The organism is Pseudoalteromonas espejiana DSM 9414, from assembly GCF_002221525.1.
GTDB lineage: Bacteria > Pseudomonadota > Gammaproteobacteria > Enterobacterales > Alteromonadaceae > Pseudoalteromonas > Pseudoalteromonas espejiana.
Genome location: NZ_CP011028.1, coordinates 585,284 through 610,324 on the forward strand (window position 1 = coordinate 585,284; position 25,041 = coordinate 610,324).

21 protein-coding genes are annotated in these 25,041 nt (G+C 40.9%); 9 read left to right on the plus strand and 12 right to left on the minus strand.

Going from position 1 to position 25,041, the window contains the following annotated elements; all coding sequences use genetic code 11:
- Window positions 1-12: 12 nt before the first annotated feature.
- Together PESP_RS02635 and PESP_RS02640 are read right to left on the minus strand one after the other, a co-directional pair.
- On the minus strand, window positions 13-900 hold the full coding sequence (locus PESP_RS02635; RefSeq protein WP_089346646.1) for a TIGR03899 family protein: 888 nt from the start codon (window positions 898-900) through the stop codon (window positions 13-15).
- Window positions 869-1,390 (minus strand): SRPBCC family protein, encoded by a 522-nt coding sequence (locus PESP_RS02640; RefSeq protein WP_245852132.1) that lies wholly within the window; start codon window positions 1,388-1,390, stop codon window positions 869-871. Before PESP_RS02640 ends, PESP_RS02635 begins: the two co-directional genes overlap by 32 nt.
- 203 nt (window positions 1,391-1,593) lie before the next feature.
- On the opposite strand from PESP_RS02640, the gene PESP_RS02645 reads away from it, so the two are divergent.
- Both PESP_RS02645 and PESP_RS02650 read left to right on the plus strand, forming a co-directional pair.
- Window positions 1,594-3,795, plus strand: coding sequence for a bifunctional diguanylate cyclase/phosphodiesterase (locus tag PESP_RS02645; protein ID WP_089346648.1), 2,202 nt, complete (start codon window positions 1,594-1,596; stop codon window positions 3,793-3,795).
- A gap of 109 nt (window positions 3,796-3,904) precedes the next feature.
- Complete coding sequence (locus tag PESP_RS02650) at window positions 3,905-6,088, plus strand: YgiQ family radical SAM protein (protein WP_089346649.1); 2,184 nt, start codon at window positions 3,905-3,907, stop codon at window positions 6,086-6,088.
- A gap of 91 nt (window positions 6,089-6,179) precedes the next feature.
- Here PESP_RS02650 and PESP_RS02655 read toward each other — a convergent pair whose 3' ends face one another.
- The 7 genes from PESP_RS02655 to lptD form a co-directional block, all read right to left on the minus strand.
- Window positions 6,180-8,195: a methyl-accepting chemotaxis protein gene (locus PESP_RS02655; RefSeq protein WP_089346650.1), complete on the minus strand. Its 2,016-nt coding sequence runs from the start codon at window positions 8,193-8,195 to the stop codon at window positions 6,180-6,182.
- 112 nt (window positions 8,196-8,307) lie between these two features.
- Window positions 8,308-9,126: a symmetrical bis(5'-nucleosyl)-tetraphosphatase gene (locus tag PESP_RS02660; RefSeq protein WP_089346651.1), complete on the minus strand. Its 819-nt coding sequence runs from the start codon at window positions 9,124-9,126 to the stop codon at window positions 8,308-8,310.
- An 11-nt stretch (window positions 9,127-9,137) separates the two neighbouring features.
- Complete coding sequence (apaG, locus tag PESP_RS02665; RefSeq protein WP_089346652.1) at window positions 9,138-9,527, minus strand: Co2+/Mg2+ efflux protein ApaG; 390 nt, start codon at window positions 9,525-9,527, stop codon at window positions 9,138-9,140.
- Window positions 9,511-10,317, minus strand: coding sequence for a 16S rRNA (adenine(1518)-N(6)/adenine(1519)-N(6))-dimethyltransferase RsmA (gene rsmA / locus PESP_RS02670; protein WP_089346653.1), 807 nt, complete (start codon window positions 10,315-10,317; stop codon window positions 9,511-9,513). The genes apaG and rsmA overlap by 17 nt, the downstream gene beginning before the upstream one ends.
- Complete coding sequence (pdxA, locus tag PESP_RS02675; protein ID WP_089346654.1) at window positions 10,314-11,306, minus strand: 4-hydroxythreonine-4-phosphate dehydrogenase PdxA; 993 nt, start codon at window positions 11,304-11,306, stop codon at window positions 10,314-10,316. Before pdxA ends, rsmA begins: the two co-directional genes overlap by 4 nt.
- A 2-nt stretch (window positions 11,307-11,308) precedes the next feature.
- Window positions 11,309-12,604 (minus strand): peptidylprolyl isomerase SurA, encoded by a 1,296-nt coding sequence (surA, locus tag PESP_RS02680; protein WP_089346655.1) that lies wholly within the window; start codon window positions 12,602-12,604, stop codon window positions 11,309-11,311.
- 92 nt (window positions 12,605-12,696) lie between these two features.
- Complete coding sequence (gene lptD, locus PESP_RS02685; RefSeq protein WP_089346656.1) at window positions 12,697-14,949, minus strand: LPS assembly protein LptD; 2,253 nt, start codon at window positions 14,947-14,949, stop codon at window positions 12,697-12,699.
- A 101-nt stretch (window positions 14,950-15,050) separates the two neighbouring features.
- Here lptD and PESP_RS02690 point away from each other — a divergent pair, with 101 nt between their 5' ends.
- From PESP_RS02690 to djlA, 3 genes are read left to right on the plus strand one after another with little or no spacing between them, the layout of a single operon-like run.
- A complete protein-coding gene (locus tag PESP_RS02690; protein ID WP_089346657.1) occupies window positions 15,051-16,052 on the plus strand; it encodes an aminoglycoside phosphotransferase family protein in 1,002 nt (333 codons plus the stop codon).
- Window positions 16,049-16,711 carry an N-acetylmuramate alpha-1-phosphate uridylyltransferase MurU gene (gene murU / locus PESP_RS02695; RefSeq protein WP_089346658.1) on the plus strand — a complete coding sequence of 221 codons (663 nt, stop codon included), beginning with the start codon at window positions 16,049-16,051 and terminating at the stop codon, window positions 16,709-16,711. Before PESP_RS02690 ends, murU begins: the two co-directional genes overlap by 4 nt.
- 17 nt (window positions 16,712-16,728) lie before the next feature.
- On the plus strand, window positions 16,729-17,589 hold the full coding sequence (gene djlA / locus PESP_RS02700; protein ID WP_089346659.1) for a co-chaperone DjlA: 861 nt from the start codon (window positions 16,729-16,731) through the stop codon (window positions 17,587-17,589).
- Here djlA and PESP_RS02705 read toward each other — a convergent pair.
- Together PESP_RS02705 and rluA are read right to left on the minus strand one after the other, a co-directional pair.
- On the minus strand, window positions 17,572-18,504 hold the full coding sequence (locus PESP_RS02705; protein WP_089346660.1) for a DUF3530 family protein: 933 nt from the start codon (window positions 18,502-18,504) through the stop codon (window positions 17,572-17,574). The two genes, djlA and PESP_RS02705, sit on opposite strands and share 18 nt — an antisense overlap.
- Before the next feature lie 57 nt (window positions 18,505-18,561).
- Window positions 18,562-19,215 (minus strand): bifunctional tRNA pseudouridine(32) synthase/23S rRNA pseudouridine(746) synthase RluA, encoded by a 654-nt coding sequence (gene rluA, locus PESP_RS02710; protein ID WP_089346661.1) that lies wholly within the window; start codon window positions 19,213-19,215, stop codon window positions 18,562-18,564.
- Between the two features lie 135 nt (window positions 19,216-19,350).
- On the opposite strand from rluA, the gene PESP_RS02715 reads away from it, so the two are divergent.
- The 3 genes from PESP_RS02715 to PESP_RS02725 are packed head-to-tail and all read left to right on the plus strand — an operon-like array spanning window position 19,351 to window position 20,304.
- Window positions 19,351-19,578: a ribbon-helix-helix domain-containing protein gene (locus PESP_RS02715; RefSeq protein WP_089346662.1), complete on the plus strand. Its 228-nt coding sequence runs from the start codon at window positions 19,351-19,353 to the stop codon at window positions 19,576-19,578.
- Window positions 19,578-19,865, plus strand: coding sequence for a type II toxin-antitoxin system RelE/ParE family toxin (locus PESP_RS02720; protein WP_089346663.1), 288 nt, complete (start codon window positions 19,578-19,580; stop codon window positions 19,863-19,865). Before PESP_RS02715 ends, PESP_RS02720 begins: the two co-directional genes overlap by 1 nt.
- 22 nt (window positions 19,866-19,887) lie before the next feature.
- Window positions 19,888-20,304 (plus strand): hypothetical protein, encoded by a 417-nt coding sequence (locus PESP_RS02725; protein WP_089346664.1) that lies wholly within the window; start codon window positions 19,888-19,890, stop codon window positions 20,302-20,304.
- Window positions 20,305-20,397: 93 nt separating this feature from the next.
- Here the strand turns inward: PESP_RS02725 and rapA are convergent, their stop codons facing one another.
- Window positions 20,398-23,292, minus strand: coding sequence for an RNA polymerase-associated protein RapA (rapA, locus tag PESP_RS02730; protein WP_089346665.1), 2,895 nt, complete (start codon window positions 23,290-23,292; stop codon window positions 20,398-20,400).
- A 306-nt stretch (window positions 23,293-23,598) separates the two neighbouring features.
- Here rapA and PESP_RS02735 point away from each other — a divergent pair, with 306 nt between their 5' ends.
- Entirely contained in the window at window positions 23,599-24,996 is a 1,398-nt protein-coding gene (locus PESP_RS02735; RefSeq protein ID WP_089346666.1) for a PhoH family protein, read from the plus strand.
- Window positions 24,997-25,041 lie beyond the last annotated feature (45 nt).

Here is a 25,041-nt window from a genome sequence, read left to right on the forward strand (position 1 = left end):
TAACGTGGTGTGTTATTTACTAGCATGCCACGTTAAATCAAATTCTCCCTCCAGTGCATTATTAATTAGCTGCTTATAAATTTTATTAATGGGGTAGTTAATCAACTTAGAAAGCTCATCCCCAGTTTGTGTAAACTTGTAATAGCTTAATACCAAGTCGCTGCTTTTGGCCTTTAAAGTTACTTTTTGCGATAAAAATGACAGTGTAAGTTCTTGCCCTGCCTTTAAAACTGCCGACTCAATCTCTTTTCTGTAAATTAAATTTAAGTTCATTAACGTTAAAATATCCGGAAAACTGATCCCCGTTTTACCTAAATTTAGCGATACTTTATTGCCTTTACGCAGTAAATCAAACAGTGAAGGCTTTTTATAAAAACCGAGTAAAATGAAGTGGCTATCGTCTTTTTCATTATAGCTGCTCAGCGATACACACTTTTGCAGGGCATCGGCTTCACGTTGGGTCATGTGTTTTAGCGTTTGTAAGCTTTTAATTGAAAAGGTGCCAGGGTTGAGCGTTTCACCGGTAAGGATTTTTGCCCAGAGCGTTTGCATCGACTCGTTTGAGGTATCTTCGCAAAGTGCTATAAAACGCTCAATCCAATCGGCATCAGGCTGTTTATTACTTGCTACATCGGGACAAAATCCCATGGCCTTAGCGAGTATGGTTTCTATGTTTTGCTGTTGCTTTATAAGTAGTAAGTCTTGGCGCTTTTGAGCGCGAACCAAAATAGGGTTATCGCTATTAATGTGATACAGCGGGTTTAAAGTCCCCTTAGAGCCATAACTTTGATCTGTAGTAGGCTGACCCGTATTCGTTGTTATTTTTTTTACAGGGTAACCAAGTAAAGACTCAATAATATTAGCGAGATTAATTCTTGCTTGGGCTGATTTCACTGTCATAACTTTCCAGCTGTGTTTTTTCGTCGCGTAATTGAGCAACGGTTTGTAAATTATTAAGTCCAAGAGCAACTGTGTTACTCAAAACGTACTCGCTAAACAACGACAAATAACCAGAAACGAGTGGTGTTGTTGTTTGGCCTTTAATATTACACGCTACCTTTACGAAGCCATTTTCTTCGGTAAAGGTAATTTTTCCTTCAATAATATGTTCATTTTTGAGTAATGCATTAAAGGTCATTTGATTATTAGTCAATGAGGTTATGGTCATTTCGCCATGGCCCCAATCATTTTGCCACGATTGGTGCGCGCCAATACCTCGGCTAGGTTCACCTATAGAAAATGTGATTGTAGGGTCTACCTTTTGCCAAGGAGACCATAAATGCCACAAACTAAAGTCTGCCACTAAAGATTTAACCGTTGCTACTTTCGCATCAATTAATACGCTTTTATTTACACTGTAATTTTGTGGCAGGGTTAAGCCAATTAGCATTAGTACTAGCAACAGAATAAAGAGCGTTTTTGTTAGTGTTTTTAGAAGTTTAATAAGCACACCTTTTACGAGTTTTTTAGTTTGAAATATAACAACTTTTTATTAATCGACTATAGTATGAATTAACCTATAAACCAAAAATATATTTTTCTAGTATATAGGTATTAGCTTATTTAAGTATTTAAACTGATAAAGGGTAGAAAATGTCGTCAGAGCAAAACGATTTTTTATTTTTAGCGCCAGACAACGAAGAAGAAATAAACCAAGAATTAACTGATTTTTGGGATGTTTTGATTGTTGACGACGATCCTGAAATTCATTCGGTGACTAAACTTGCTTTGTCGGGTGTGGAATTTTGGGGAGCAGGCCTTCGTTTTCATGATGCATACTCAGGTGCAGAGGCCATCGAAATACTTAAAAATAATAATGCTATATCAGTGATATTTTTGGATGTGGTTATGGAGTCTGACGATGCAGGTTTACAAGTTGTAAAGCGTGTACGTGAAGAGCTAAATAACCAACATGTTCGAATTATTTTAAGAACAGGCCAAGCAGGTAATACCCCAGAAGAAAAAGTTATTCGCGAATACGACATAAATGACTATAAAACAAAAACAGAGTTAACCCGCTCTAAACTTGTTACATCATTAATTACAGCCATTCGCTCATACGAGCAGGTATGTAAACTCGAATACCAAAGTGATGCCATGAATACCATAGTATCGGCTTCAAAGTCTATTTTAGGGCTTACCGATATAAAAGTGCTGTGCAAAGAAATAATAAAGCATATGGGCATTATATTAGAATGCCAGCCAGTAGGGCTGGTTTGTAGCAAGCTTGATGGTGATAATTTTATTCAGGTTTTGGGCGGTGGTGGCCACTACGAAAGCTATTTTGGCGAAAAGCTAGTTAATGTAGATAGCGTAGCTTTAGAGCAAGTAGAGCAATGTTTTTCATCGTTAAAGCATCAACACACTGACTCCAATGTAACGTTTCTTTTAAAAAGTAAGCATCGTAAAGCCGCTATATATTTAGAATGCGAGCATAAACCAAGTGAGGCACAGCTTCAGTTTGCTGAAATTTTTCTAACAAATGTAAGTGTTGCTTTGGACAACGTAAGGTTATTTGTAAAGCTCAGAGACGCAGCCTACAAAGATGTTCTTACTGGTATTTCTAACCGGACTAACTTTATTGAACGGGTAGTGCGCTTTCAAAAGCCACATGTGAACGACCATGTTTTTGTGTTAATTGATGTGCTTGGCTTTGCAGATATTAACAGTGGTTTAGGTCAAGAAATTGGTAACTACTTATTAATTGAAATTGTTAAGCGATTAAAAGATAACTACCCAACGGCCAAGTTACTCTCGCGCATAGGTGCCGATGTATTTGGTTTTGTTATTCGCCAAGATGAATTTAATTTAGCGCAGTGTAACGACATGCTTAATGCCCCATTTAATGCAGGCGAGCATGTGTTACCTATCGATTTTAGGATTGGTTTGTGCCAACAGCAAGATTTCCAAAGCACAGGATTAGATACGCTTAAGGTGGCCTATATAGCGCTAAACCAAGCAAAAAAACTTAAAAGCAAAGAGGGTGTTTATTACGATATTGATATGCAAGATAAAATGGCATGGCGCCTTGGTATTATTAGGCAGCTACGCCATGACTTTGCGCGCGAAAAACTACAGGTTTGGTATCAGCCGCAACTGGCACTTGATGACCTATCTTTAATTGGCTGTGAAGCCTTACTGCGCTGGCCATCAGAAGACGGTGGCTTTATATCGCCAGCAGTGTTTGTGCCATTAGCTGAAGATGCTGGACTTATTGTAGACATTGGCCAGTGGGTTTTAGAGCAGGCTTGTCAGCAGCAAAAGCGTTTAGAAGCATTGGGTGAGGAAATATGTATAGCGGTTAATGTATCGGTTCCTCAGTTTAAAGTAAAAGGCTATGCACAAACTGTAAAAAGCACATTAGAAAAATACGGCGTTAAGCCAGCTAACATTGAATTAGAGGTCACTGAAAGTGTGGTAATGGATGAGCTGGAAACGGTTATTAATACGTTAAAAGAGCTCAAAGAGCTAGGTGTAGAGGTTGCCATAGATGATTTTGGCACTGGGTTTTCTTCGTTGAGCTATTTACAAAGCCTACCCCTTGATAGGCTTAAAATAGACCGCGCTTTTGTAAAAGACTTGCCCGATAACGACACCGGCGCTATTGCTGCGTTAGTAGTATCGCTTGGTGCTAAGTTAGGCTTAAAAACCATAGCTGAAGGCGTAGAAACTCAGCAACAGGCAGAGTTTTTAAAAAACTTAGGGTGTGATGAAGTGCAAGGCTTTATGTATGCAAAGCCAATGCCTGAGCACGAGCTATTAGAGTTTATAGAAACGCGAAATAAAAAAGACTAATATAAACAGACCACATACTAGCAAGGTGCGATATACGCAGGTAATGTTGTATAAATAAGCAGTGTATTAGGATATAATTCGCGCCTTTTGTTATTCAACGGCCAAAATTATGAGCTCTCTTAAAGCTGAACGCGCGCTATTCTCATACCCAAAGTATTGGGCAGAGTGTTATGGCACTGCGCCATTTTTACCTACAACTCGCGAAGAAATGGACGCACTCGGCTGGGATAGCTGCGATATTATTATAATCAGCGGCGATGCTTATGTAGATCATCCTAGTTTTGGTATGGCTGTGATTGGCCGAGTACTTGAAGCGCAAGGCTTTAGAGTAGGTATTATTGCTCAGCCAGACTGGCAATCAAAAGATGCCTTTATGGCACTTGGTAAACCGAATCTATTTTTTGGTGTAACTGCCGGTAATATGGATTCGATGATTAATCGTTATACGGCCGAAAAGAGAATGCGCCATGACGATGCTTACACGCCTGGTAATGTTGGCGGCAAACGTCCAGACCGCGCTGTAATGATTTATTCTCAGCGCTTACGCGAAGCTTACAAAGGTGTGCCAATTGTGATTGGTGGCATTGAAGCAAGCCTGCGTCGTATTGCTCATTATGACTACTGGCAAGAAAAAGTACGCCGCAGTATTTTGTTTGATGCCAAAGCCGATATTCTTATTTATGGTAACGCAGAACGCCCACTTGTTGAGGTGGCTCATCGTATTGCTGCCGGTGAGACTATGGATACAATTCAAGATATTCGTGGTACGGCGGTTATTCGTAAAGAGCCAATCCCTGGTTGGCGTGGTAGTGACTCAACTGCTATTGATAAAATTGGCAAAATAGACCCGATCCCTAACCCATACGGGGCGGATGATGTAGGCTGTAGCAAGTCAGAATTTAAAAAAGCGGGTATCGATTTAAAAGCAGAAGCTGCAAAGCCTATTACTATTCAGCCAGCGCGCCCTAAGCCGTGGGAAAAAACCTACGTTAAGCTCCCTGCATTTGAGCAAGTAAGTGTTAATAAGCCTTTGTACGCTCACGCATCACGAATTTTGCACCAAGAAACAAACCCAGGTTGTGCTCGTGCACTTTTTCAGCGCCATGGCGATCGGTCTATTTGGGTAAACCCACCTGCATTTCCGCTTGAAACACATGAAATGGATGACGTATTTGGCTTACCATATCAACGTATACCGCATCCAAGTTATGGGGATGCAAAAATCCCTGCTTACGATATGATCAAAACATCAGTTAATATTATGCGTGGCTGTTTTGGCGGTTGCTCATTTTGTTCTATTACTGAGCACGAAGGGCGAATTATTCAAAGTCGTTCGCAAGAATCGATTATTGATGAGATTGAGCAAATTAGAGATAAAGTCCCAGGCTTTACGGGGGTTATTTCTGATTTAGGCGGTCCAACTGCAAATATGTATAAGCTGCGTTGTACGAGTAAAAAAGCAGAGAGTACATGTAGGCGTTTATCGTGTGTGTACCCTGATATTTGTAAGCACATGGATACAGACCACACCCCAACAATCGATTTATACAAAAAAGCCCGTGAAGTAAAAGGCATTAAAAAGATTTTAATTGCCTCTGGCGTACGTTACGACTTAGCAGTGCAAGATCCTCGCTACGTAAAAGAACTGGTAACGCATCACGTAGGAGGCTATTTAAAAATAGCGCCAGAGCACACTGAAGATGGTCCTTTATCTAAAATGATGAAACCAGGCATGGGCGCGTACGATCAATTTAAAGAATTATTTGATAAGTACTCAAAAGAAGCGGGTAAAAAGCAGTATTTAATACCGTATTTTATTTCTGCTCACCCAGGTACAAAAGACGAAGACATGGTAAACATGGCGATGTGGCTTAAATCTAACGATTTTAAGTTAGACCAAGTGCAAAACTTTTACCCTTCGCCCATGGCTAATGCAACCACCATTTACCATACAGAAATGAACTCACTGCGTAATATTAAAAATAACAAAGAGCAAGTGCCTGTACCAAAGGGAGCTCGCCAGCGTCGCTTACACAAAGCAATTTTACGCTATCACGACCAATCAGGTTGGCCAATAATTCGCGAAGCTTTGCGCAAAATGGGTAAAGCTAATTTAATTGGTAAAGGCCCGAATTGCTTAGTACCTGAAGAAGGGCGAGATGAAAAAAGTAAAGGCGCTAATAAAGGCAAAGGTGGGCGTCCTGCACTAACGCGCCATACTGGTTTTAGCCAATTTAAAAAGGCTAACACTAAGCCTAAAGTGGGTGGGAATCGCCAACGTGCAGCTAGGTAAGTGTTAAAATAAACAAATAAAAACCCGATACTGTTAATCAGTATCGGGTTTTTTATTGTTTTGATTTTTGGCGTAATAAGATTGGTATAAATTACACCTTAAAGTTTTCTACCGATATTCTTAGCTCTTCAGCGAGTTTGGCAACTTCTGAGCTTGAAATGTTTGTTTGATTCGCACCCTCAGCAGTTTGCTCTGCTATGGCCACAATAGACTCTAGGCGTTCGCTGATCTCTTGTGATACTTGCTGCTGCTCTTGTGCTGCGGTCGATATTTCTTCACTTACGTCATGTGCCTGCGACACGGCGAGCGTGATAGAGTCTAATGCACTACTTGCTAAATCGCTTTGTTCAACACACGATACAGCTTGCTGTTTACCCTTATCCATCGCTGTAACAGCGGCCTCTGCGCCACTTTGTAGCGATTCAATCATAGATTGAATCTCTTGGGTCGACTCTTGAGTTTTACTCGCGAGTGAGCGAACCTCGTCAGCTACAACAGCAAAGCCACGACCATATTCGCCGGCACGTGCAGCTTCAATAGCGGCATTAAGTGCCAGTAAGTTAGTTTGCTCTGCAATGCCACGAATTACATCTAAAATACTACCTATTGAGGCGCTATCTTGATGTAGCTTGTTAATAACACTTGCCGCGTCATCAACTTCACGGGCAAGTTGCTCAATAGTCGCTTTATTTTGATGAGAAATACCTTTAACGCGCTCAGCTTCTTTATCAGCATTTTTAATCTCGTCAAGTGCTTGTTGAGCACTATTACTTACTGTTTGCGAGGTACTACTCATTTCGGTAGTGGCTGTTGCGGCTTGCTCTACTTGCGCTTGCTGGTTACGAATAGCTTGGCTTGATTCGCCTGTAATTGCTGAGGTTTCTTCAGAGGCTGCGGCTAACTGTGTTGAGCGAGAAATAATCCCTTTAATTAAGCTACGTAAGCTATCTATTAAGGTATTACAGCTTTTTGAAAGTTCGCCAAATTCGTCTTTCGCAGTATCATCTAAGCGTTGGGTCATATCGCCACTGGCCACAATGTCTAAAATACGATTTACTTCTGCAAGTGGCTTAGTGATTCTGTTAACAGTAAGAATAGCGATAGCAATGGCTATTAGCGTAGCAATTATCATCCCCGCCCATGTCCATAAATTTGCAGAGTCTACATCTTTACGTACGCCTTCTTGTAGCTTATAAGCAACAGTACTTGCTTGGGTTACTAAGTCATCAATTTGAGATAGCGCCATGTTTGTGGCTTGCTCTGATTGAGCAAGTTCTTTCTCGGTAAGTGCGATAGCGTCAATAAGGCGCTGCTTATTAGCGGCTAGACTATTATTGCCGCTGATATTCGTTACTAGCGTATCAACGTACTCTTGAAGATCGCTATAAAGATCGTTGTTATCTTGCTCAATGGCAGGCTTTATTAATGCAAGGGTACGAATCACTTCTTCTAAGTAATAAGCTTGCTCATTTTTTACAATATCTAGCGTGTTTGTTGTTTTTACCGTGAGCATGTCGGTGCTATTACTAACAACCGACATGAAGTTGTTTTCAAGGTTGTTAGCGGCTTGATAAGCGCGTGGGTGGCTTTGCTCAAAGTTGGTAATATCGGTTATGTCTAGTACAACAGAGTTTGCATCTTCTGCTGCTATTTCTATTGTTTCAAGTTGTGCAGTTAGCTTTTTATTAAGCACTAGCTGTTTATCTTTATCGGCTAACAGATTCTCTACTGTGCTTAAAAAGCTTAGGTAGGTTTTTTCTACTGCTTGGCTTTTTTGGCTAAGCTCAGGGTCATCTTGTACTACTCGCTGTAAATCGGCATGCAGTGCGTTAAATTTTTCTTTTTGCTCAAGCACTTTTTGTTTAATAGGTGCTAGTTGTGCATTTGAGGTTGTATAAAAACTCGCTTGAGCCGCTTTACTCATTAAAATAAATTCAGCTTGAAGTTCTGAGCTTCTATTAAGCGCCGGCAATGATAGCTGGTTTACTTGTTGGGTGGAGCTGTCAATGCTCGCTATTTTTATTAAAGAGTTACCACCAATGATTATGAGTAATAATGTGATAAATATAAAACCACACCAAATACGTTGGCTTACTGTCAGATTCATATGGATTTCCAATTAAAGTACTTCAATCACATCTTATCGGCTTTTTAACCAATAAGTTAAGCAATTAATATCTATTAATTTAAATTTAACATATGTAGTGGGTTATTACAGTTTATTTAGATAAAAGCGCAGAGTTTTCTACTATTTTTTGCTGAGTTTTTAAGTCCATCAGCGTCATAGTCCCGCCCCATACGCATCCAGTGTCTAAAGCATGAACATGCTTAAGCTTTGTAACACCCTCAAGTGCTGCCCAATGGCCAAAAATCAGGTTTTTTTCTAATGATTTAATATTAGGATGCATAAACCAAGGTGTTAACGATTTGCTGTCGTTAATTGCGCCTTTAGCACTAAGCTCTAATGTATTTTCGTTTGTTAAAAAACGCATGCGAGTAAAGTAATTTACAATGTACCTAAACTTTTCAAAATCGGTTAGTTCAGCATCCCAATGGGTAGGATGGGGCTGGTACATTTTTTCAAAAAACACATTGGCTTTAGCTGATTGATAGCAACTTTGTGCAAACTCGGCGTACTTAAGGGCATTTTCTATTGACCAGTTTGGATTAAGACCCGCATGTGCAATAAAGCTATTATGCTTTTTTAAGTAAACGGCTAAGGGCTGAGTTTGTAGGTAAGAAATATAAGTAGGGAGTTTTTCGCTATTAAAAATTGCGCCTAACTTATCTTTTGGGTTAATTGGTTTGTTGAGATAGTGACAGGCAACCATGTGTAAATCATGATTGCCCAACGTAATGGTCATACTATCTTGGTGGCGATAAATATAATCTAAGCAGGCTAACGAGTCAGGACCGCGTGCAACTATATCACCAACCAAGTAAAGGTGATCTTTACTTGGGTTAAAATCAACCCGTTTAAGTAAGGTGCTAAATTCATTGAAGCAGCCTTGTAAATCACCTATAGCGTAGTCAGCCATTGCGCTTTTTACTAATGTAAAATATTAGGGCACGCTAAACGAAAAACGCTTATTGGTGCTTCAAACTCAGAGCCAAACTCATTACGTAAAGTGTAGTGACCTTGCATGGTGCCCACTGGCGTATCTAAAATAGCGCCGCTGGTGTATTTGTAACTTTCGCCAGGGCCAATAACCGGTGTTTCACCTACAACGCCTTCACCTTCAACTTCAACCTCTTTACCGTTTGCATCAGTAATTAGCCAGTAACGACTAAGTAGTTTTGCACTGCAAAGGCTGTGGTTTTTAATCGTTACCGAATAGGCAAATACGTATTTTTCGAGTTCAGGCTGAGATTGCCCTTCCACATAAAACGTCTCTACAGACACTTTTACCGGAGAGCCAATATTACTGCTTGTTGTCATAAATCCAGTTAGCTATATCAATAAATTGTTGTAACGAGAGGCTTTCAGCGCGTAGTGTTATATCAATACCTATGCTCGTAAGCTCATCAGCGGTTAATAAGTTACCTAAGCTATTACGTAGCGTTTTACGGCGTTGATTAAACGCTTCTAAACACACGGTATTTAAAATTTTCACGCTTTTAGCTGTGCGTTGCTCTGCTTTTTTAGGAATTAAGCGAATAACCGCTGAATCAACCTTTGGAGCAGGCTTAAAGCATTCTGGTGGTACTTCTACTACTGGCATTGCATGACAATAATATTGAGTCATTACGCTTAAACGACCAAACGTTTTACTACCAGGCCCAGCAACCATACGCTTTACCACCTCTTTTTGCAGCATAAAGTGCATGTGCTCAATATGATCAGCAAATTCAAAAAGGTGAAATAGCAACGGAGTAGAAATATTGTAAGGCAGGTTACCAAACACTTTTAATTTTTTGTCATCGCGTACAAGGCTTGAAAAATCAAACTTCATTGCATCGCCTTGATTAACATTTAATTTAGGGCCCAAAAATGGGTGCTCAATTAAACGTTGTGCAAGGTCTTTATCTAGCTCAACAACCGTAAGCTGGCCGCTCAAATCGGCAACAGGTTCAGTAATTGCGCCAAGGCCTGGGCCAATTTCTACTAGGTTGTCTTCTGGTTTAGGATCGATTGCAGTGACTATTTTATCGATGATTGATTCATCAAATAAAAAGTTTTGCCCAAAACGTTTACGGGCGCGGTGTCCTAAATGTACTTTATCGGTCATTGATTCTGTGCTTTTTCATGGGCGAGCTTAATTGCTTCGCGGATCGCTAATTCAAAACTGCCAACTTCAGCATCACCTGTACCCGCTAAATCAAGCGCTGTACCGTGATCCACTGAGGTGCGGATAAATGGTAAACCTAGGGTTATATTCACCGAGTTACCAAATCCCTTGTATTTTAGCACAGGTAATCCCTGATCGTGATACATAGCAAGTACGGCATCTGCTTGAGATAGGTATTTATCTTGAAATAGTGTATCGGCAGGGAGTGGCCCAATTAAATTCATACCTTGGCTGTTTAAAAGCTCAAGCGTAGGAGTAATTGTTTCAATTTCCTCAGTACCTAGGTGGCCGTCTTCACCAGCATGAGGGTTTAAACCACATACTAAAATTTTAGGCTGCTCAATACCAAATTTGGTTTGTAAGTCGTGATTTAAAATACCAATCACTTTGGTTAGTCGCTCTTGGGTAATTGCACGCGATACATATGCAAGCGGAATGTGTGTAGTCACAAGTGCAACACGCAGCCCTTGCGTTGCTAGCATCATAACAACATCAGAAGTGCCTGACTGCTGAGCAAAGTATTCAGTGTGGCCACTAAACGATATGCCTGCTTTATTAATAATACCCTTATGAACTGGGCCGGTTACAACGGCATCAAAGGTGCCGTCCATATTTTTTTCGCTGGCAATACGCAATGTATCAAGCACGTATTGGCCATTTAAATCATCAAGTTCACCAAGCTTTACAGCTGTGCCTAAATCAACTTGGTGAATATAAACACTGCCAGCAGGCGCTATGGCTGCTGGTGCACTTTCATCAAAATCGATAAGCTCAATATTAAGGCCTAATAATTGAGCGCGCTCTTTTAATAAGTCTTTATCTGCTATAACGACTAATTGAGCTTGCCATTGCTGCTGCGCTAATTGCAGCAGCAGGTCAGGACCAATCCCCGCGGGTTCGCCCGGGGTAATTGCAATACGTAATGTCATAATTACTCGTCTGTAGGGAAAATTTCAACGTGAGCTTGCTCGCGCATTTCTTGCTGCCAGTTAAAACTTTCTTCTTTAAATTTACGATTAAACAACATGCCGTGAGCGCGGTTACGTTTAGCCAGCTCTGTTTTATCTGCTACACGCTTATCTAAAAGCTGCACTATGTGCCAACCGAATTGCGTTCTAAAAGGCTCACTAATTTGATTTTTATCAAGCGATAATAAAGTATCTTTAAACGCTGGTACGTAGGTTGTTGGGTCAGTCCAATCGTATTCACCACCTTTAAGTGCTGAACCTGGATCTTCTGAGTATTCTTTTGCAAGCTCACCAAAGTCCGCATCGCCTGCGCGTAGCTCTTTAGCAAAACCAGCTAACATGTTTCGGGCTTTTTCTTCACTTAAAATAATAGAAGGCTTAATAAGAATGTGACGAGAGCGCACTTCAGTTGTTTCTACTACTTGGCGGCCGCGTACATCTTGCACTTTAATAATATGGAAACCGGCTCCAGAGCGAAGAGGCCCTACAATAGCGTCTTTCTTTTGACCTTTTACAGCTTCTGCAAAAAGTGATGGCATCTCGTTAATACCCATATAGCCTAGTTGCCCACCTTCTAGTGCTTTTGAGCCACCAGATGAAGAAATAGCAATACGTTTAAACTCTTGGCCATCGTTTAATAATTCAATTACTTTATCAGCACGCGTTTTTGCGCTGGTAATTTCATCAGGCGTTGCGTTATTAGGAATATCAATAAGGATATGACCAATATCGTACTCTTCAGAGTTTTGGCCTTGGCTTTCCATTATTTTTAAAAGATTATCTACTTCTTGCTGGCTAATATAAATACGGCGATCTACATTAGCGCGAGTAACTTGCTGGGTTGTGATCTCTTTACGAATTTCTTCGCGGTAAGCTTGAAAGCTCTCGCCTGCGGCTTCAATTGTACGGCGTAAATCAGCAATACTACCGCCTTGATCTTTTGCCATATTTGACAGTGTTTGGTCTAACTGGCTGTCAGAAATTTCAAGGCCCATACGCTCTGCCATTTGCATCATAAGCGTTTGGTTAACTAAGCGCTCAACCGCTTGTACACGTAGTGTTTCATCTTTAGGAAGTTGCTGGCCTTGCTCTGCGGCTTGCTTTTTAACACGATTAATAATGGTGTCTACTTCACTTTTTAAAATAACGCCTTGGTTTACAACACCAATTACTTTGTCGATTTCCTGTGGAGCGGCAAATGCGCCATGGCATAAGCTTAAGCTTAAAATAGCTGTTGATAATAGTTTTTTTAAATTCATATTCTTTTTACTACTCTTCTAATAGTACTGCTTTAAAACAGGGCGTACTGCATTTTAGGGCTTTAAAGTATCACCTTAATTGCTCGTTTGCCTTAATTATTAAGAAAATACGGTCTACGATAGCCAAAAATACCTTGTTGTAATAATTTTTGAGCATCGTAACGGCTCTTACTGCCAAGCCCTTTTAATACAAAGTTCAAGCTAATGCCCGAATCAAAAGTCGCTTGTTGTTGCCCAATAGACTGATTTAAATCAGTTTCAATCTGGCGGTGGCCAGTAATTTGGATTGCCCAACAGCATGACTCATACTGTAATCCGCTTAAAAATTCGATACTTCGGTTATTTTCAAGGTCGCGGTGATAGCTTGCAATAAATTGCCACTCGTCACTTAGTGGAATACTTGTAAACACACCCGTTTGCTCGATTGTATTTCCTGAGACATCATTTGCATAGCGATGGTTCAATTGAACTAACTCATTATTGTCACCTTTGTAATCAAGGGTGACATTTGACTGGATCATTTGCTTGCCATCAGTGTCGTATTGCATACCTGCAGATAAGTACCAACGACGGTGCCAATGAAGCATTGTTTGAGCTGCAAATAGGGCATTATAGTTAGTGTCTGAGTCTAAATCTTGCTCGGTCGGTTTAGCTGAGTCGTTTAAGTAAAAAATTTGACCCGCGCTAAAGTTAAATACTTCTTCGTGTTTGTTATCAAATAAACGCGTAGTGGCACCTAAAGTAAATTGATTTGCAGCAGCTATACGGTCAACGCCAGAAAAACGAGTATCTCTAAATAAGCCAAAATAATCGTCTTGTAGGCGGGTGGTGTCGTATATGCCAATTTCTGATTGGTCTTTATCTGGGGTATATAAATACTGAACTTGTGGTTCAAGTGTTTGAATGCCGTCTTCAAAAAAGGTTGACGTGTCGCGCTCAAAATTAAGCTGAGAATATAAACGCACTTTTGGCAATGTTCGCGATACGCTATCGCTGTATTGTGTACCCGTTAAATTACCGCTTTGCTTATAGTTTGTTTGTAATAGGCTAACTTCAGAGAGAAACGACCATGCATGGGTTGCGTAGTTATAGCGTGCTTTTGGCTCAACGTGTACACGCGTTGCACTGTCTATATCTACCTCTATTGAATCGTTCGTAAAGTGGCTTACTTCACCAGATAAACTAAAGTCAAAATTATCAAAGCGCCATGGCGCTGTTTGCGTAAAGCTTATTTGAGGTAGAGCTGCATACGACTCTAAGTGATCGCCCAGTACTTCAAAGTTTTGAAATTTAATATCGGTACGCCATGTTTCACCTAGGTGAGTCACCGAACCTGTACGATATAGCTGGGTGTCGGTTTTATTGGCGTAATTTGAATTTAAATCAGTAATGTAGTTATCGTCACTTACATTGGTGATGTCTATATTGGCACGCCAGTTTTCGTTTAGGTAGCTTTGCTGTTGCCAATGAAACATATAACGCTCATCGAGGCTTGGCTCAGAATCATCGCTATCTAAGTACTCAATACCAACTAAGCCTTCGTGCTGCTCACTGAGGTATCTAAATTCTGTTTGTAGTTGCAAACCAATGCGCGACATATAACGCGGCGTAATTGTGGCATCAAAATTAGGGGCTATATTCCAATAATAAGGCGTAACGGTTTCGAGACCGTAGCGATCAGAGCTTGAAATACTTGGTGTTAGTAACCCCGACTTACGGCGCTCATCTAACGGAAACGTAAAATAAGGTAAATACAATACTGGCGTATCAAGAATGCGTAATATGGCGTTATGCGTTTCGCCCCAGCCTTCTTCACGAGATAGGTTTATTTCATCAGCTTCAATAGCCCATACCGGTGTTTCGCCTGGGCAGGTAGTAAAGCTTGCATTCATTAACAATAAGCCAGACTCGTTTACGGTGAGTTTTTCGGCGCCACCTTTACCTTGTTGATCGGTTAAGCTGTAGTCGGCACCCAGTAGGCTTATTTCAGAATTATTTAGATCGGCATTTAAACCCGAGCTGTTTACCTGGCTTACTCTGTCTTGGTAGGTAATTGGCCCTGTAGCATTGAGTAAACCGCGCTGTTTATCTATAAGCGCAGTTTGTGCGGACAAACTCATGTCAAGGGTGTTAATATCAACATTGCCGGTAAATTCAGCGCTTTGTGTGCCTAGGAGCTCTACATCATCAGCTTGAATATCAACCGACCCTACCGCTAAATTGGGTAGAGGTTGCCAAGCTCTGGTTTGCATTGAAATGCCACAAAGGTTGTGTGTCAGTTCAGTTTCGGCAAGCGATGGTGCGCTAACTACGCCTAGCATCAATATGCCCCAGGTTTTGCTCATTTATCGACCTTAATGCTCTTTGATTTATTATAAGCTAGACATAATAAAGGAAAACAATGGCAAATACAGTAATTGACCTATAAAAATAGACATCTTATAAAATGACACGCTTTGATAATTTACAACTATTTATAAATACGTACTTTAATGCGAAACCGCACTCTTTAGTCGCCATTACCGGAGACGCCAGCTTTCGTCGTTATTACCGTTTAAGCTGTGCAGGTAAAGCCTTTATAGTAATGGACTCAGACCCGCAAAAAGTGAATAACGCACCCTATATTTCGCTCAATAAAGTGTTTACTGAGCAAGGATTTTTATTGCCTGAAATAATTGCTAGTGACCAGCAGCAAGGCTTTTTTATCTTAAGTGATTTAGGTAGCACTCATTTGGCTGACAAACTCGATGAGCCAAATAAAATAGAGCACTACAAACAGCTTATAACGTTAGCCACAAAGTGGGCTCAAACGCCAGCTTCACCGGCAATGAGTGACTACAATAAAGAGTTTATACAGCTTGAGCTTAATATTTTTAGCCAGTGGTTAGTAGATGGGTTTATTGGCTCAACTTTAAGCGCTGAACAACAAGCTATATGGCAACAAAGCACAGTGCTTTTAACTGCGGCCATGCTTGAGCAGCCTACAGTTACCGTGCACCGTGATTACCACAGTCGTAATATAATGCACAGCAATGAGCAGTGGGCAATTATAGATTATCAGGATGCTGTACAGGGGCCACTTTGCTACGACGTGGTATCGTTACTGCGCGACTGTTACTACAAACTTCCTCAAAGTGAGCTTGAAAGCTTGCTTAATTTTGCTTACAAAGAGTTTATTGCTCAGGGCTTAATAAAAAATACGACTTTTAATGAGTTTAAATATTGGTTTGATTTAACCGGCATACAACGCCACTTAAAAGCCGCCGGTATATTTTGTCGGTTATATTTACGCGATGGAAAAACCGGTTACCTTGATAATATTTTACCCACTCTTGATTACATTATAGAAGTGGCCGCTACTTACCCCGAGCTTAAAACATTAAGTAGCTGGGTAAGCCAAGTAATTGTGCCACAAGTGTCAAAGCAGCTTGCTAAGGAGCGTACATGAAGGCCATGATTTTAGCTGCCGGACGTGGTAAACGTATGATGCCACTTACGCAGTCTATGCCTAAACCTATGCTCAAAGTGGCAACTAAACCTCTGATTGAGCATCATATTAATAACCTAAAAGCGGCTGGTATTACTGACATTGTTATAAACCTTGCGTGGCAAGGCGATAAAATAAAAAGCTACTTTAAAAATGGGGCCGGTTTTGGTGTAAATATCGAATATAGCCAAGAGGTAGAGGGTGGGCTTGAAACTGCAGGCGGCATTATTCAAGCGCTGCCATTACTAGGCGAAACATTTATTGTGATTAATGGCGATGTGTACACAGATTACGATGTTAGCGCATTAACTCAACTGCATTTAAATAGTGGCGAAGCGCACATCGTTTTAGTAGAAAACCCTGCGCATAATCCTGATGGCGACTTTGCATTAAGTCATTTAGCACCTGAGAGCCAAAAATATACGTTTTCGGGGATCAGCCGTTACCACGCTGACTTTTTTAATGGGTTAAGCGAAGGGGTCCGCGCGCTTGGACCAATTTTGCGTGAAAAATTAACTCAGCACTGCATATCAACCGAGCTATATATTGGCCAGTGGGATGACATAGGTACACCAGAGCGTTTAGCGCAGCTCAATGAGCGCATAAGCAACACACTTTAATAGGGGTAGCAATCTAGATGTGGGGAAAAATTCTCGGTTTTTGTTTTGGCTTTATGTTTGGCAAAATATTTGGCGCTATTTTAGGTTTATACCTAGGCCATTTATTTGATAAAAGCTTAAAAAATGATTTTGATAAAGCGGGTGGCTTTTCAAGTTTATTTAAAGGTGATGATGTAAACGAGCGCCAAGCCTTGTTTTTTTCGAGCTGTTTTGCCGTTATGGGGCACATAGCTAAATCAAACGGGCGAGTAAGCGAGGTGCATATAAAAGCTGCCAGCTTATTTATGGATGAAATGGGGCTAAAAGGCGATGAGCGCCGTGAGGCTCAACATGCATTTCAATCAGGTAAAGAGAGCGACTTTTCACTAAAAGAAACCGTCCACGACTTTAAAGAGCGCTTTGCTAAACGTTATGATTTACTGCAGCTGTTTTTAGAAATTCAAATTCAAATGGCGTTTTCGGACGGGGTATTAGCTGAGCAAGAAAAACAGTTACTCCAAGAGGTAAGCAAACAGTTAGGTATTTCTAAAGCTCATTTTGCTTTTGTACTTAAGCGCTACCAAGCTGAATTTAGTTTTAGGCAGCAGCAACAACGTTACAAGCAACAGCAGCAAGGACAAAGCAGTAGTTACCGCGAGGGCTCTGGGCACCATGTGCCGCCTAATAACAACATGAATCGCTCGCAAGCACTGGCATTGTTAGGCTTAAATAGTGATGCATCTCAACGAGATATAAAAGTTGCGTATCGTAAGTTAATGGCCCAGCATCACCCAGATAAGCTGGTATCGCAAGGTTTGCCAAAGCATATGATGGAAGTTGCAGTTAAAAAAAGCCAAGATATTCAAGCTGCATACGAGTACTTAAAAAAGGCGGCGTAAAAAGCCGTCTATTTCTTTGCTTAAACGTGCATGTTGCTCTGGGGCATCACGCAGGCCAAACAGTTGGCGCTGTCGGTAATCAAATTTAGCATTACGATTAACCCAGCGCTGACGGTTTTTAAGGCTCATTAGGATGTCTGTGTCATCGTTTGCATAGTAAATATCAAGTAATGCTGGGGTAACCAGCGATGTGGTTTGGCTTAAACTTTCATTACGCTGTGTATTGGGTAAATAACTGCTTAAGCTAATAAAAGCATTAATTTTCGAGTCTGGAAAGTCTGCATAGTACTCCATTAACACACCCGCACTGGCTCCTTGGGCTATCACTACAATATTATTAGGCTCGCTCATAGCGCGTTGATAAAGTGCCTTATAACGCAATATTAAGTTAGTTTTATAGTTGTTAAGCACCGCATTACTTACCGTATCAATTGCATTTACATAGTGCGGCTCATTATTGGGCTTTGGTGCTTCTGACTCGCTATTGCTTTGCTCAGTTTGCTCTTGCGCCGCGTTTTGTTGAGCTTCGCTAGGGGCTTGCATATCGCTGGCTTGCCAATCTATATCAGGCACTGTCATGGCGTAAGTGGTATAACCTAAATTATTCAGCTCCTTTCGAAGATAGCTCATGCCAGTGTTATTACTCGCAGTTGAGTTCCAATCGGGTATAAGTAACGCAATCCCTTTAAAGTCGCGGCTCATATACTCGCTGTAAAGGCTTAAAAACTCGGTATCACCAGCAAGTATTGGCTTTATTTCATCATTTGGTAAAAAGCGTTTTATATTGGTGTTTTCTATTGTCGACGGGGAGGGCGGCGAAATATGATCAATTGCATTACTAGGGCTACTAATTAACAACCCACAAGCCAGTAGTAGGTTAACTAATACGGGTTTTAAAAATCGCGCTAATATCATCACAAGCCCTAATAAATACCATTACTTAGCTATCGGCGCGATGGATAAAAAGTTTAATTAAAAATCAGGCTCAGCTTCAAAAGTAAGCACTTGCTCGCTCACAGGGTGTTTTAGTTGAAGCATTTGAGCATGCAACTGTAAACGCGGTGCAGCTGCAAGCGCCTCTTTATGGGCATAGAGCCTGTCACCTAAAATAGGATGGCCAAGGCTTAACATATGTACACGTAATTGGTGGGAGCGCCCTGTAATGGGTGTAAGCTCTACGCGGGTAGCATGCGCTTCGCGCGTGAGTATTTTGTAATGCGTAAGCGATGGCTTGCCATTTTCATGATCAACCATTTGTTTAGGGCGATTAGGCCAATCGCAAATAAGCGGTAAATCTACAGAGCCACTTTCCCCTTCAAGCTGCCCATAAACACGCGCAATATAACGCTTTGCGGTTTCGCGCTCTTGAAATTGCATACTTAAATGCCTATGCGCTGCTTTATTCATGGCCAAACACAGTATGCCTGAGGTTGCCATATCTAAGCGGTGCACTATTTTAGCTGTAGGAAAAACACGATTAACGCGGTTTATAAGGCTATCGGCGTGTTTTGGATCTTTCCCGGGTACTGTTAATAACTCACTGGGCTTATTAACGATGAGCAAGTCGTCATCTTGATACAGTATTGTTAAATACGGACTCATTGGGGGATTGTAGTTAACTAACACGGCCGACCTCAGTAATTTTACAGGGCGCTATTTTAGGGGAGCGAGGGCAAAGGCTCAAGAAAAAGATAAAACTTTAATTGCGTATTTTTTAGTCTGGTGTAAAATTGCACCAACCTAAAGTTATGGGAACACATTATGGCAAGGCAAAGTATTTCACTTACTGAACAGAATGATTTATGGCTTCGTAATCACGTTGAAAGCGTGGGGGATTACGCAAATAAAAGTGAATTGGTGAATGATTTAATTCGCCGCGCAAGAAGAGCTGAAGCAATAAATGGTAAACTTGCTCACTCAGAAAAAAGCGGTTTTAGCGCTCAATCTGCTGATCAAATGTTAGCAGAATTCAAATCAAGCATTAAGTAGTGCGCACATTTAAACTTTCAAATGATGCCAAAGAGGATTTGCGTCGCATTTATCAATATGGCTGTCGCGCATTTTCACAACAGCAAGCGGATAATTACTTTTATAGTTTCTTCTCTATGTTTGAAAAACTAGCAGCAAACCCTTATTCCTACCAATCAGTAGACCATATACGTACAGGCTATCGACGTGCCGTTTGTGGCTCAGACAGTATTTATTACAGAATTACAGAAACGGATGTTGAAATAATGGCTATATTAGGTGGCCAAGATACTGATGAGTGGTTGTAATTCTATTATCTAGGGGACATAGATGAAATTAAGTCATGAGCGAAAGCTAGCATCAAAAAAAGGAATAATTTGTCGGTCAAAAAGAGGTCAACAAATTAGCCCAAGACTTGGTATTGATCCTATTGCGATGACACCAATTGTTATTGGCATTGCTGCTAGTGGGGTTACCATATATAAGGATCTCATTAAGCCAAATTATAAAAATATTTCGTCAAGGCTTGCTAACAAACCATATTCCGAATATGCAGAATCTAAATATATAAAATGTTTGTGCAAACAGTCTAAGTTCTCTGAAAAGCTATGCGGAGCAAAGGCTATGCTACATGAGACCACACTGAATGATGAGCCAATTATTTTGATTAGATGTAGTAAAGTTAAACATCATATAATGGATTATAGAACAGGTAAGCTAATTAAACGTAACAAGCTTGCTATGTAAGACAAATTTAAGGGGGAATATAAAAAGCACGGCCTCTTAACCGTGCTTTTTGAGTGTAGTTTAATTATAAACTAACGGCTGACAGCTTTAGCCTTAGTGCGAAACCACAATTAAACGTATTGCATCAAGCTTTAACTGCGCTTTTTCAATGTGCGTAGTGAGCTCAGTGCGTTGCTTATCAAAGAAGGTAATTTCTTCTTGGCGAATATTAGGATTAATTTTTTTAAGCGCTTCAAGGCGGGCTTGCTCTTCACCTAGGGTGCTTTGCATTTTTTCAAGAGATGCACTGCGAATAGTCTCAAGCTGTTGCTGTGCCATGTCTTTTGCGGTGTTGATCATAGGGTGAACCGCACCTTGTAAAGCACCTGCCAATTTACTTGCTGTTTGGCGACCAACGGCTGAAAGCTGTTGATTAAAGCTATCAAACGCTACATTTTCACCTAGGTTATTGCTGGCTTTATCAAGCAATATACGAATAGGTGTAGGCGGTAAAAAGCGTCCAACTTGCAGTGCTTTTGGTGCCATTGCTTCGGCTACAAATATTAGCTCAACAAAAAAGGTGCCTGGCGGCAATTTTTTGTTTTTAAGTAAAGCAACCGATGCACTACCAAAGTCGTCATCACAAATCATATCCATGGTGCCTTGCACCATAGGGTGATCCCAGCTAATAAAGTGCACATCTTCTTGCGAAAGGGCTGTATCGCGGTCAAAGGTAACCGTCATGCCATCATCTTTTAAGCTTGGGAACGAGGCACTTAACATATGCTCCGTTGGCTTTAAAATAATGGTATTTTCGCCTTTATCTTCTTGGCTTACGCCAAAGGTGTCGAACACGTTAATCATATAACTTGGTAACTCAAATTGGTTATCAAGTGTTTCAATGTCGGTAACTAAAGAGTCTGCAGCGCCTTGGCCTGATGAATGTAGCTCGAGTAAACGATCTCGTCCGCTTTCCATTTGCTTACGCAGTACGGCGTTTTGCTTAGCTACTTGCTCAAGTAATGGGTCAAGCTCTTCTTCATCGCAGTTATGTGCAGCAATGTATTCAAGTAAGTCTTCGCTAAACTCTTTATACAATAATTGGCCCGTAGTTGATGTGCTTTCAAAGGCATCTAGGCCTTCGTTGTACCAACGCAGTAAAACTTCTTGAGCGGTGTTTTCAAAATATGGTACGTGAATATTCACATCTTGCGTTTGACCAATGCGGTCTAATCGGCCAATACGTTGCTCTAGTAAATCTGGGTTTAGTGGTAAATCAAATAACACTAAATGATGCGAAAACTGGAAGTTACGACCTTCTGAGCCAATTTCAGAACACAATAATATTTGTGCGTTGTCGTATTCGTCAGCAAAAAATGCAGCTGCGCGGTCACGCTCAATAATCGACATTCCTTCATGGAAAACCGAAGCTTTAATTGCTTCGCGTTCACGCAGTATTTGCTCAAGGCTAATAGCGGTTTCGGCTTTTGCACATATAAGTAAAACTTTTTCATGCTTTAGGGTTTTAAGTGTTTCGATTAACCAATCTACACGTGGGTCAAATAATCCCCAGCTTGCGCTTTCGCCTTCAAATTCTTGAAATATTTTTTCTGGGAATAGGGCGCGTTGTGCGCTCAGCTCTGCACTTTGAATGCCGCTCATGCTACCAAGTACTGACATGGCTGTTTTATATTGCTTTGGCAGTACCATAGGATATGCGTGCAATTTACGACTTGGGTAGCCATCAATACCGCTGCGGCTGTTTCTAAATAAAATACGTCCAGTGCCGTGACGATCAAGCAACATGTTAAGAATTTCTTTACGCGCTGGTAAATCACCTTGCTGTGCTTTTGCCAGAATATCCGTAATGTCGGTTTCTTTTAATAGCTCTATTAGGGTTGCTTTTGCAGCATCATTAAGTGCTTGCGCTTGTAATAGCTGATTTGCAGCCTCTGCTACATCTTTGTAGTTTGCTTCTTCTTCTTTGAATACGTCGTAGTCGTAAAAACGATCTGGGTCGAGTAGCTGTAAGCGTGCAAAGTGGCTACGGTGGCCTAATTGATCTGGCGTTGCAGTAAGTAAAATAAGGCCTGGAATATCTTGGCTAAGCTCTGCCATGCGTTGGTATTCGGTACTTGGTTTGCCATTGTTAATGCTTAGGTGATGCGCTTCATCAACAACAAGTAAATCCCAATCAGCCAATGTTGCTTGTTCAAACCAGCGTTTTTTCTTGGTTAAAAATTCAAGGCTTGTAAGTACTAGTTGCTCGGTATCAAATACGTTAGGTGAATCGGCAAAGGCTTCGTCGCAGCGCTCTTCATCAAAAATAGAAAAGCGTAAGTTAAAGCGACGTAGCATTTCTACTAACCATTGGTGCTGTAGGTTTTCTGGTACCACAATAAGTACGCGGCTTGCACGGCCACTAATTATTTGTTGGTGTAAAATCATACCTGCTTCAATGGTTTTACCAAGGCCTACTTCATCAGAAAGTAAAACACGAGGTGCAAAACGTTTACCTACTTCTTGGGCGATATAAAGCTGATGTGGAATAAGGTTAGCGCGCTGGCCAATAAGCCCTTTGATAGGAGATTGCTGGCGCTCAAACTGGTGCTGCCAAGTTTGGTAGCGTAATGTGTAACGATCAAAGCGATCTACTTGTCCTGCAAAAAGGCGATCTTGTGGTTTATTAAACTTAATAAAATGATCTAAAAAGGTCTCTTTTAATTTTGCCTCTTCGCCGGTATCAACGCGTGTCCCTACATAGCAAAGTAATTCACCCTGAACTTCAATAGACTCTACTTCTAATTCCCATTCTTCAACGCTTTTGATCACATCGCCAGGATTAAATGCCACACGGGTAACAGGTGCTTCTGCACTAGAATAAACACGGTTTTCACCACTGGCAGGAAATAAAATGCTGACCTGACGGCCCTCAATGGCAACTACGGTGCCTAATCCTAAATCTGACTCTGTATCACTGATCCAACGCTGACCTAAGGAAAAATTCATGTATGTCTCGTCTATGAAGAAAAAGGCGGCTATGTTACCTGTTACATAACACCACTGCAAGGCGCTATTTGGCTCACTTTTAATTAATTTTATAAGTGCGAATTAATCCCATTAACAGCGCTAACAAATGGCTCTTTTTTAGGTAAATAAAAACTATATCGTGTTTGTAATAAAACGGACTTTTATGACAAATAGACTAAACTTAAATTATGCCTTAGCAATTAAGTATTGCAGGTTTGAGTTTCGGCCCGTTTTACTTAGTTATTTTGGTATAGCATAAAAATCATAAAACGTAAGGAAAGTGCTATGGAAAAAGCTTCGAACCTTGAAAGTAAAATGTATGTGCTAGACACCAATGTATTACTCCACGAACCCCTCGCTTATTTATCTTTCCAAGAACATAACGTTGTTATCCCAATGACTGTTTTAGAAGAGCTGGATCACATAAAGGATAGAAAACACGATGTAAGTCGCGATGCGCGAGTGGCTATTCGTGGCTTAGATGAGGTATTAAAAAACGCCACGCCAGAGCAAATGCTCCAAGGTGTGGCATTGCCAAGTAACAAAAAAGCAAATGCCAATTCAACGGGCACATTGATTATTGTTAACGACCACCTTTTTGCAGATTCTATATCAGGCTTACCTGGAGACGAAAACGATCACCGTATTATAAATTGCGCTGTGTACTTACAAAAACAGCACAGTGATTCAAAAATTGTATTAGTAACCAAAGATATAAACATGCGCCTTAAGGCAAAAGGGGCAGGCCTTAAATATGTAGAAGATTACCGTACAGACCAACTTATTGATGACATTGCACTGTTAACCAGTGGCTATAAAAAAATAGAGGGTGATTTTTGGCAGCATGTAGGGGAGTGCAAAACCGAGCAAAACGGCCGCGATACGTTTCATCATGTTGCTAAAAACTTAATCCCCGATGTGTTTTGTAATGAGTACATACTTGATGGCAGTGAGCATTTTGCAGCACGTGTAAAATCGTATGATGATGAACACATAACGCTAAAAGATATTAGCGTAGAGCGCTTAATGCATCAGCAAGCATGGGGCGTTAAGCCTAAAAATATATACCAAGGTATGGCGCTTGATGCGTTACTTGACCCAAGTATAGAGCTGGTAATACTTACCGGCCCAGCTGGCTGTGGTAAAACATTACTGGCGCTTGCCAGTGCCCTTGAAATGGTAATAGAGCGTGGTATTTACGATAAAGTAATAGTAACGCGTAACACACCAGAAATAGCCGAATCTATCGGTTTTTTACCAGGCACCGAAGAGGAGAAAATGGCGCCTTGGTTAGCGGCAATAACCGATACGTTAGAGGTATTACACAAAGGTGATGAAAACCCTATATCGAGTCGTAATTACATTATGGAAAAGGCCAACGTGCAGTTTAAGTCGGTGAACTTTATGCGGGGGCGCAGCATTCAAAATGCCGTGGTTATTTTAGATGAGAGCCAAAATTTAACGGCATCTCAACTTAAAACTATTATTACCCGCTGTGGCGAGGGTACTAAGCTTATTTGTAGTGGTAACCTCGCGCAAATTGATAGTAACTACTTAACGCCAGTTACTTCGGGCTTAACTTATATTGTTGAGCGTTTTAAAAACTTTGAGGGCAGCGCCACGGTTAATCTAAACGGGGTGGTGCGCAGCCGTTTAGCTCAATTTGCAGAAGAAAATTTATAACTTGCGCAGAACTAGTTGGCTCGATAGTCTAGTGATTGATTATCG

Coding starts and splice junctions, on each gene's coding strand:
- PESP_RS02650 (WP_089346649.1), top strand. CDS start 3,905: ATGAGCTCTCTTAAAGCTGAACGCGCGCTATTCTCATACCCAAAGTAT.
- PESP_RS02660 (WP_089346651.1), bottom strand. CDS start 9,126: ATGGCTGACTACGCTATAGGTGATTTACAAGGCTGCTTCAATGAATTT.
- lptD (WP_089346656.1), bottom strand. CDS start 14,949: ATGAGCAAAACCTGGGGCATATTGATGCTAGGCGTAGTTAGCGCACCA.
- djlA (WP_089346659.1), top strand. CDS start 16,729: ATGTGGGGAAAAATTCTCGGTTTTTGTTTTGGCTTTATGTTTGGCAAA.
- pdxA (WP_089346654.1), bottom strand. CDS start 11,306: ATGACATTACGTATTGCAATTACCCCGGGCGAACCCGCGGGGATTGGT.
- PESP_RS02715 (WP_089346662.1), top strand. CDS start 19,351: ATGGCAAGGCAAAGTATTTCACTTACTGAACAGAATGATTTATGGCTT.
- PESP_RS02735 (WP_089346666.1), top strand. CDS start 23,599: ATGGAAAAAGCTTCGAACCTTGAAAGTAAAATGTATGTGCTAGACACC.
- PESP_RS02725 (WP_089346664.1), top strand. CDS start 19,888: ATGAAATTAAGTCATGAGCGAAAGCTAGCATCAAAAAAAGGAATAATT.
- PESP_RS02705 (WP_089346660.1), bottom strand. CDS start 18,504: ATGATATTAGCGCGATTTTTAAAACCCGTATTAGTTAACCTACTACTG.
- PESP_RS02645 (WP_089346648.1), top strand. CDS start 1,594: ATGTCGTCAGAGCAAAACGATTTTTTATTTTTAGCGCCAGACAACGAA.
- PESP_RS02655 (WP_089346650.1), bottom strand. CDS start 8,195: ATGAATCTGACAGTAAGCCAACGTATTTGGTGTGGTTTTATATTTATC.
- PESP_RS02640 (WP_245852132.1), bottom strand. CDS start 1,390: ATGCTAATTGGCTTAACCCTGCCACAAAATTACAGTGTAAATAAAAGC.
- PESP_RS02690 (WP_089346657.1), top strand. CDS start 15,051: ATGACACGCTTTGATAATTTACAACTATTTATAAATACGTACTTTAAT.
- rapA (WP_089346665.1), bottom strand. CDS start 23,292: ATGAATTTTTCCTTAGGTCAGCGTTGGATCAGTGATACAGAGTCAGAT.
- apaG (WP_089346652.1), bottom strand. CDS start 9,527: ATGACAACAAGCAGTAATATTGGCTCTCCGGTAAAAGTGTCTGTAGAG.
- PESP_RS02635 (WP_089346646.1), bottom strand. CDS start 900: ATGACAGTGAAATCAGCCCAAGCAAGAATTAATCTCGCTAATATTATT.
- rsmA (WP_089346653.1), bottom strand. CDS start 10,317: ATGACCGATAAAGTACATTTAGGACACCGCGCCCGTAAACGTTTTGGG.
- surA (WP_089346655.1), bottom strand. CDS start 12,604: ATGAATTTAAAAAAACTATTATCAACAGCTATTTTAAGCTTAAGCTTA.
- murU (WP_089346658.1), top strand. CDS start 16,049: ATGAAGGCCATGATTTTAGCTGCCGGACGTGGTAAACGTATGATGCCA.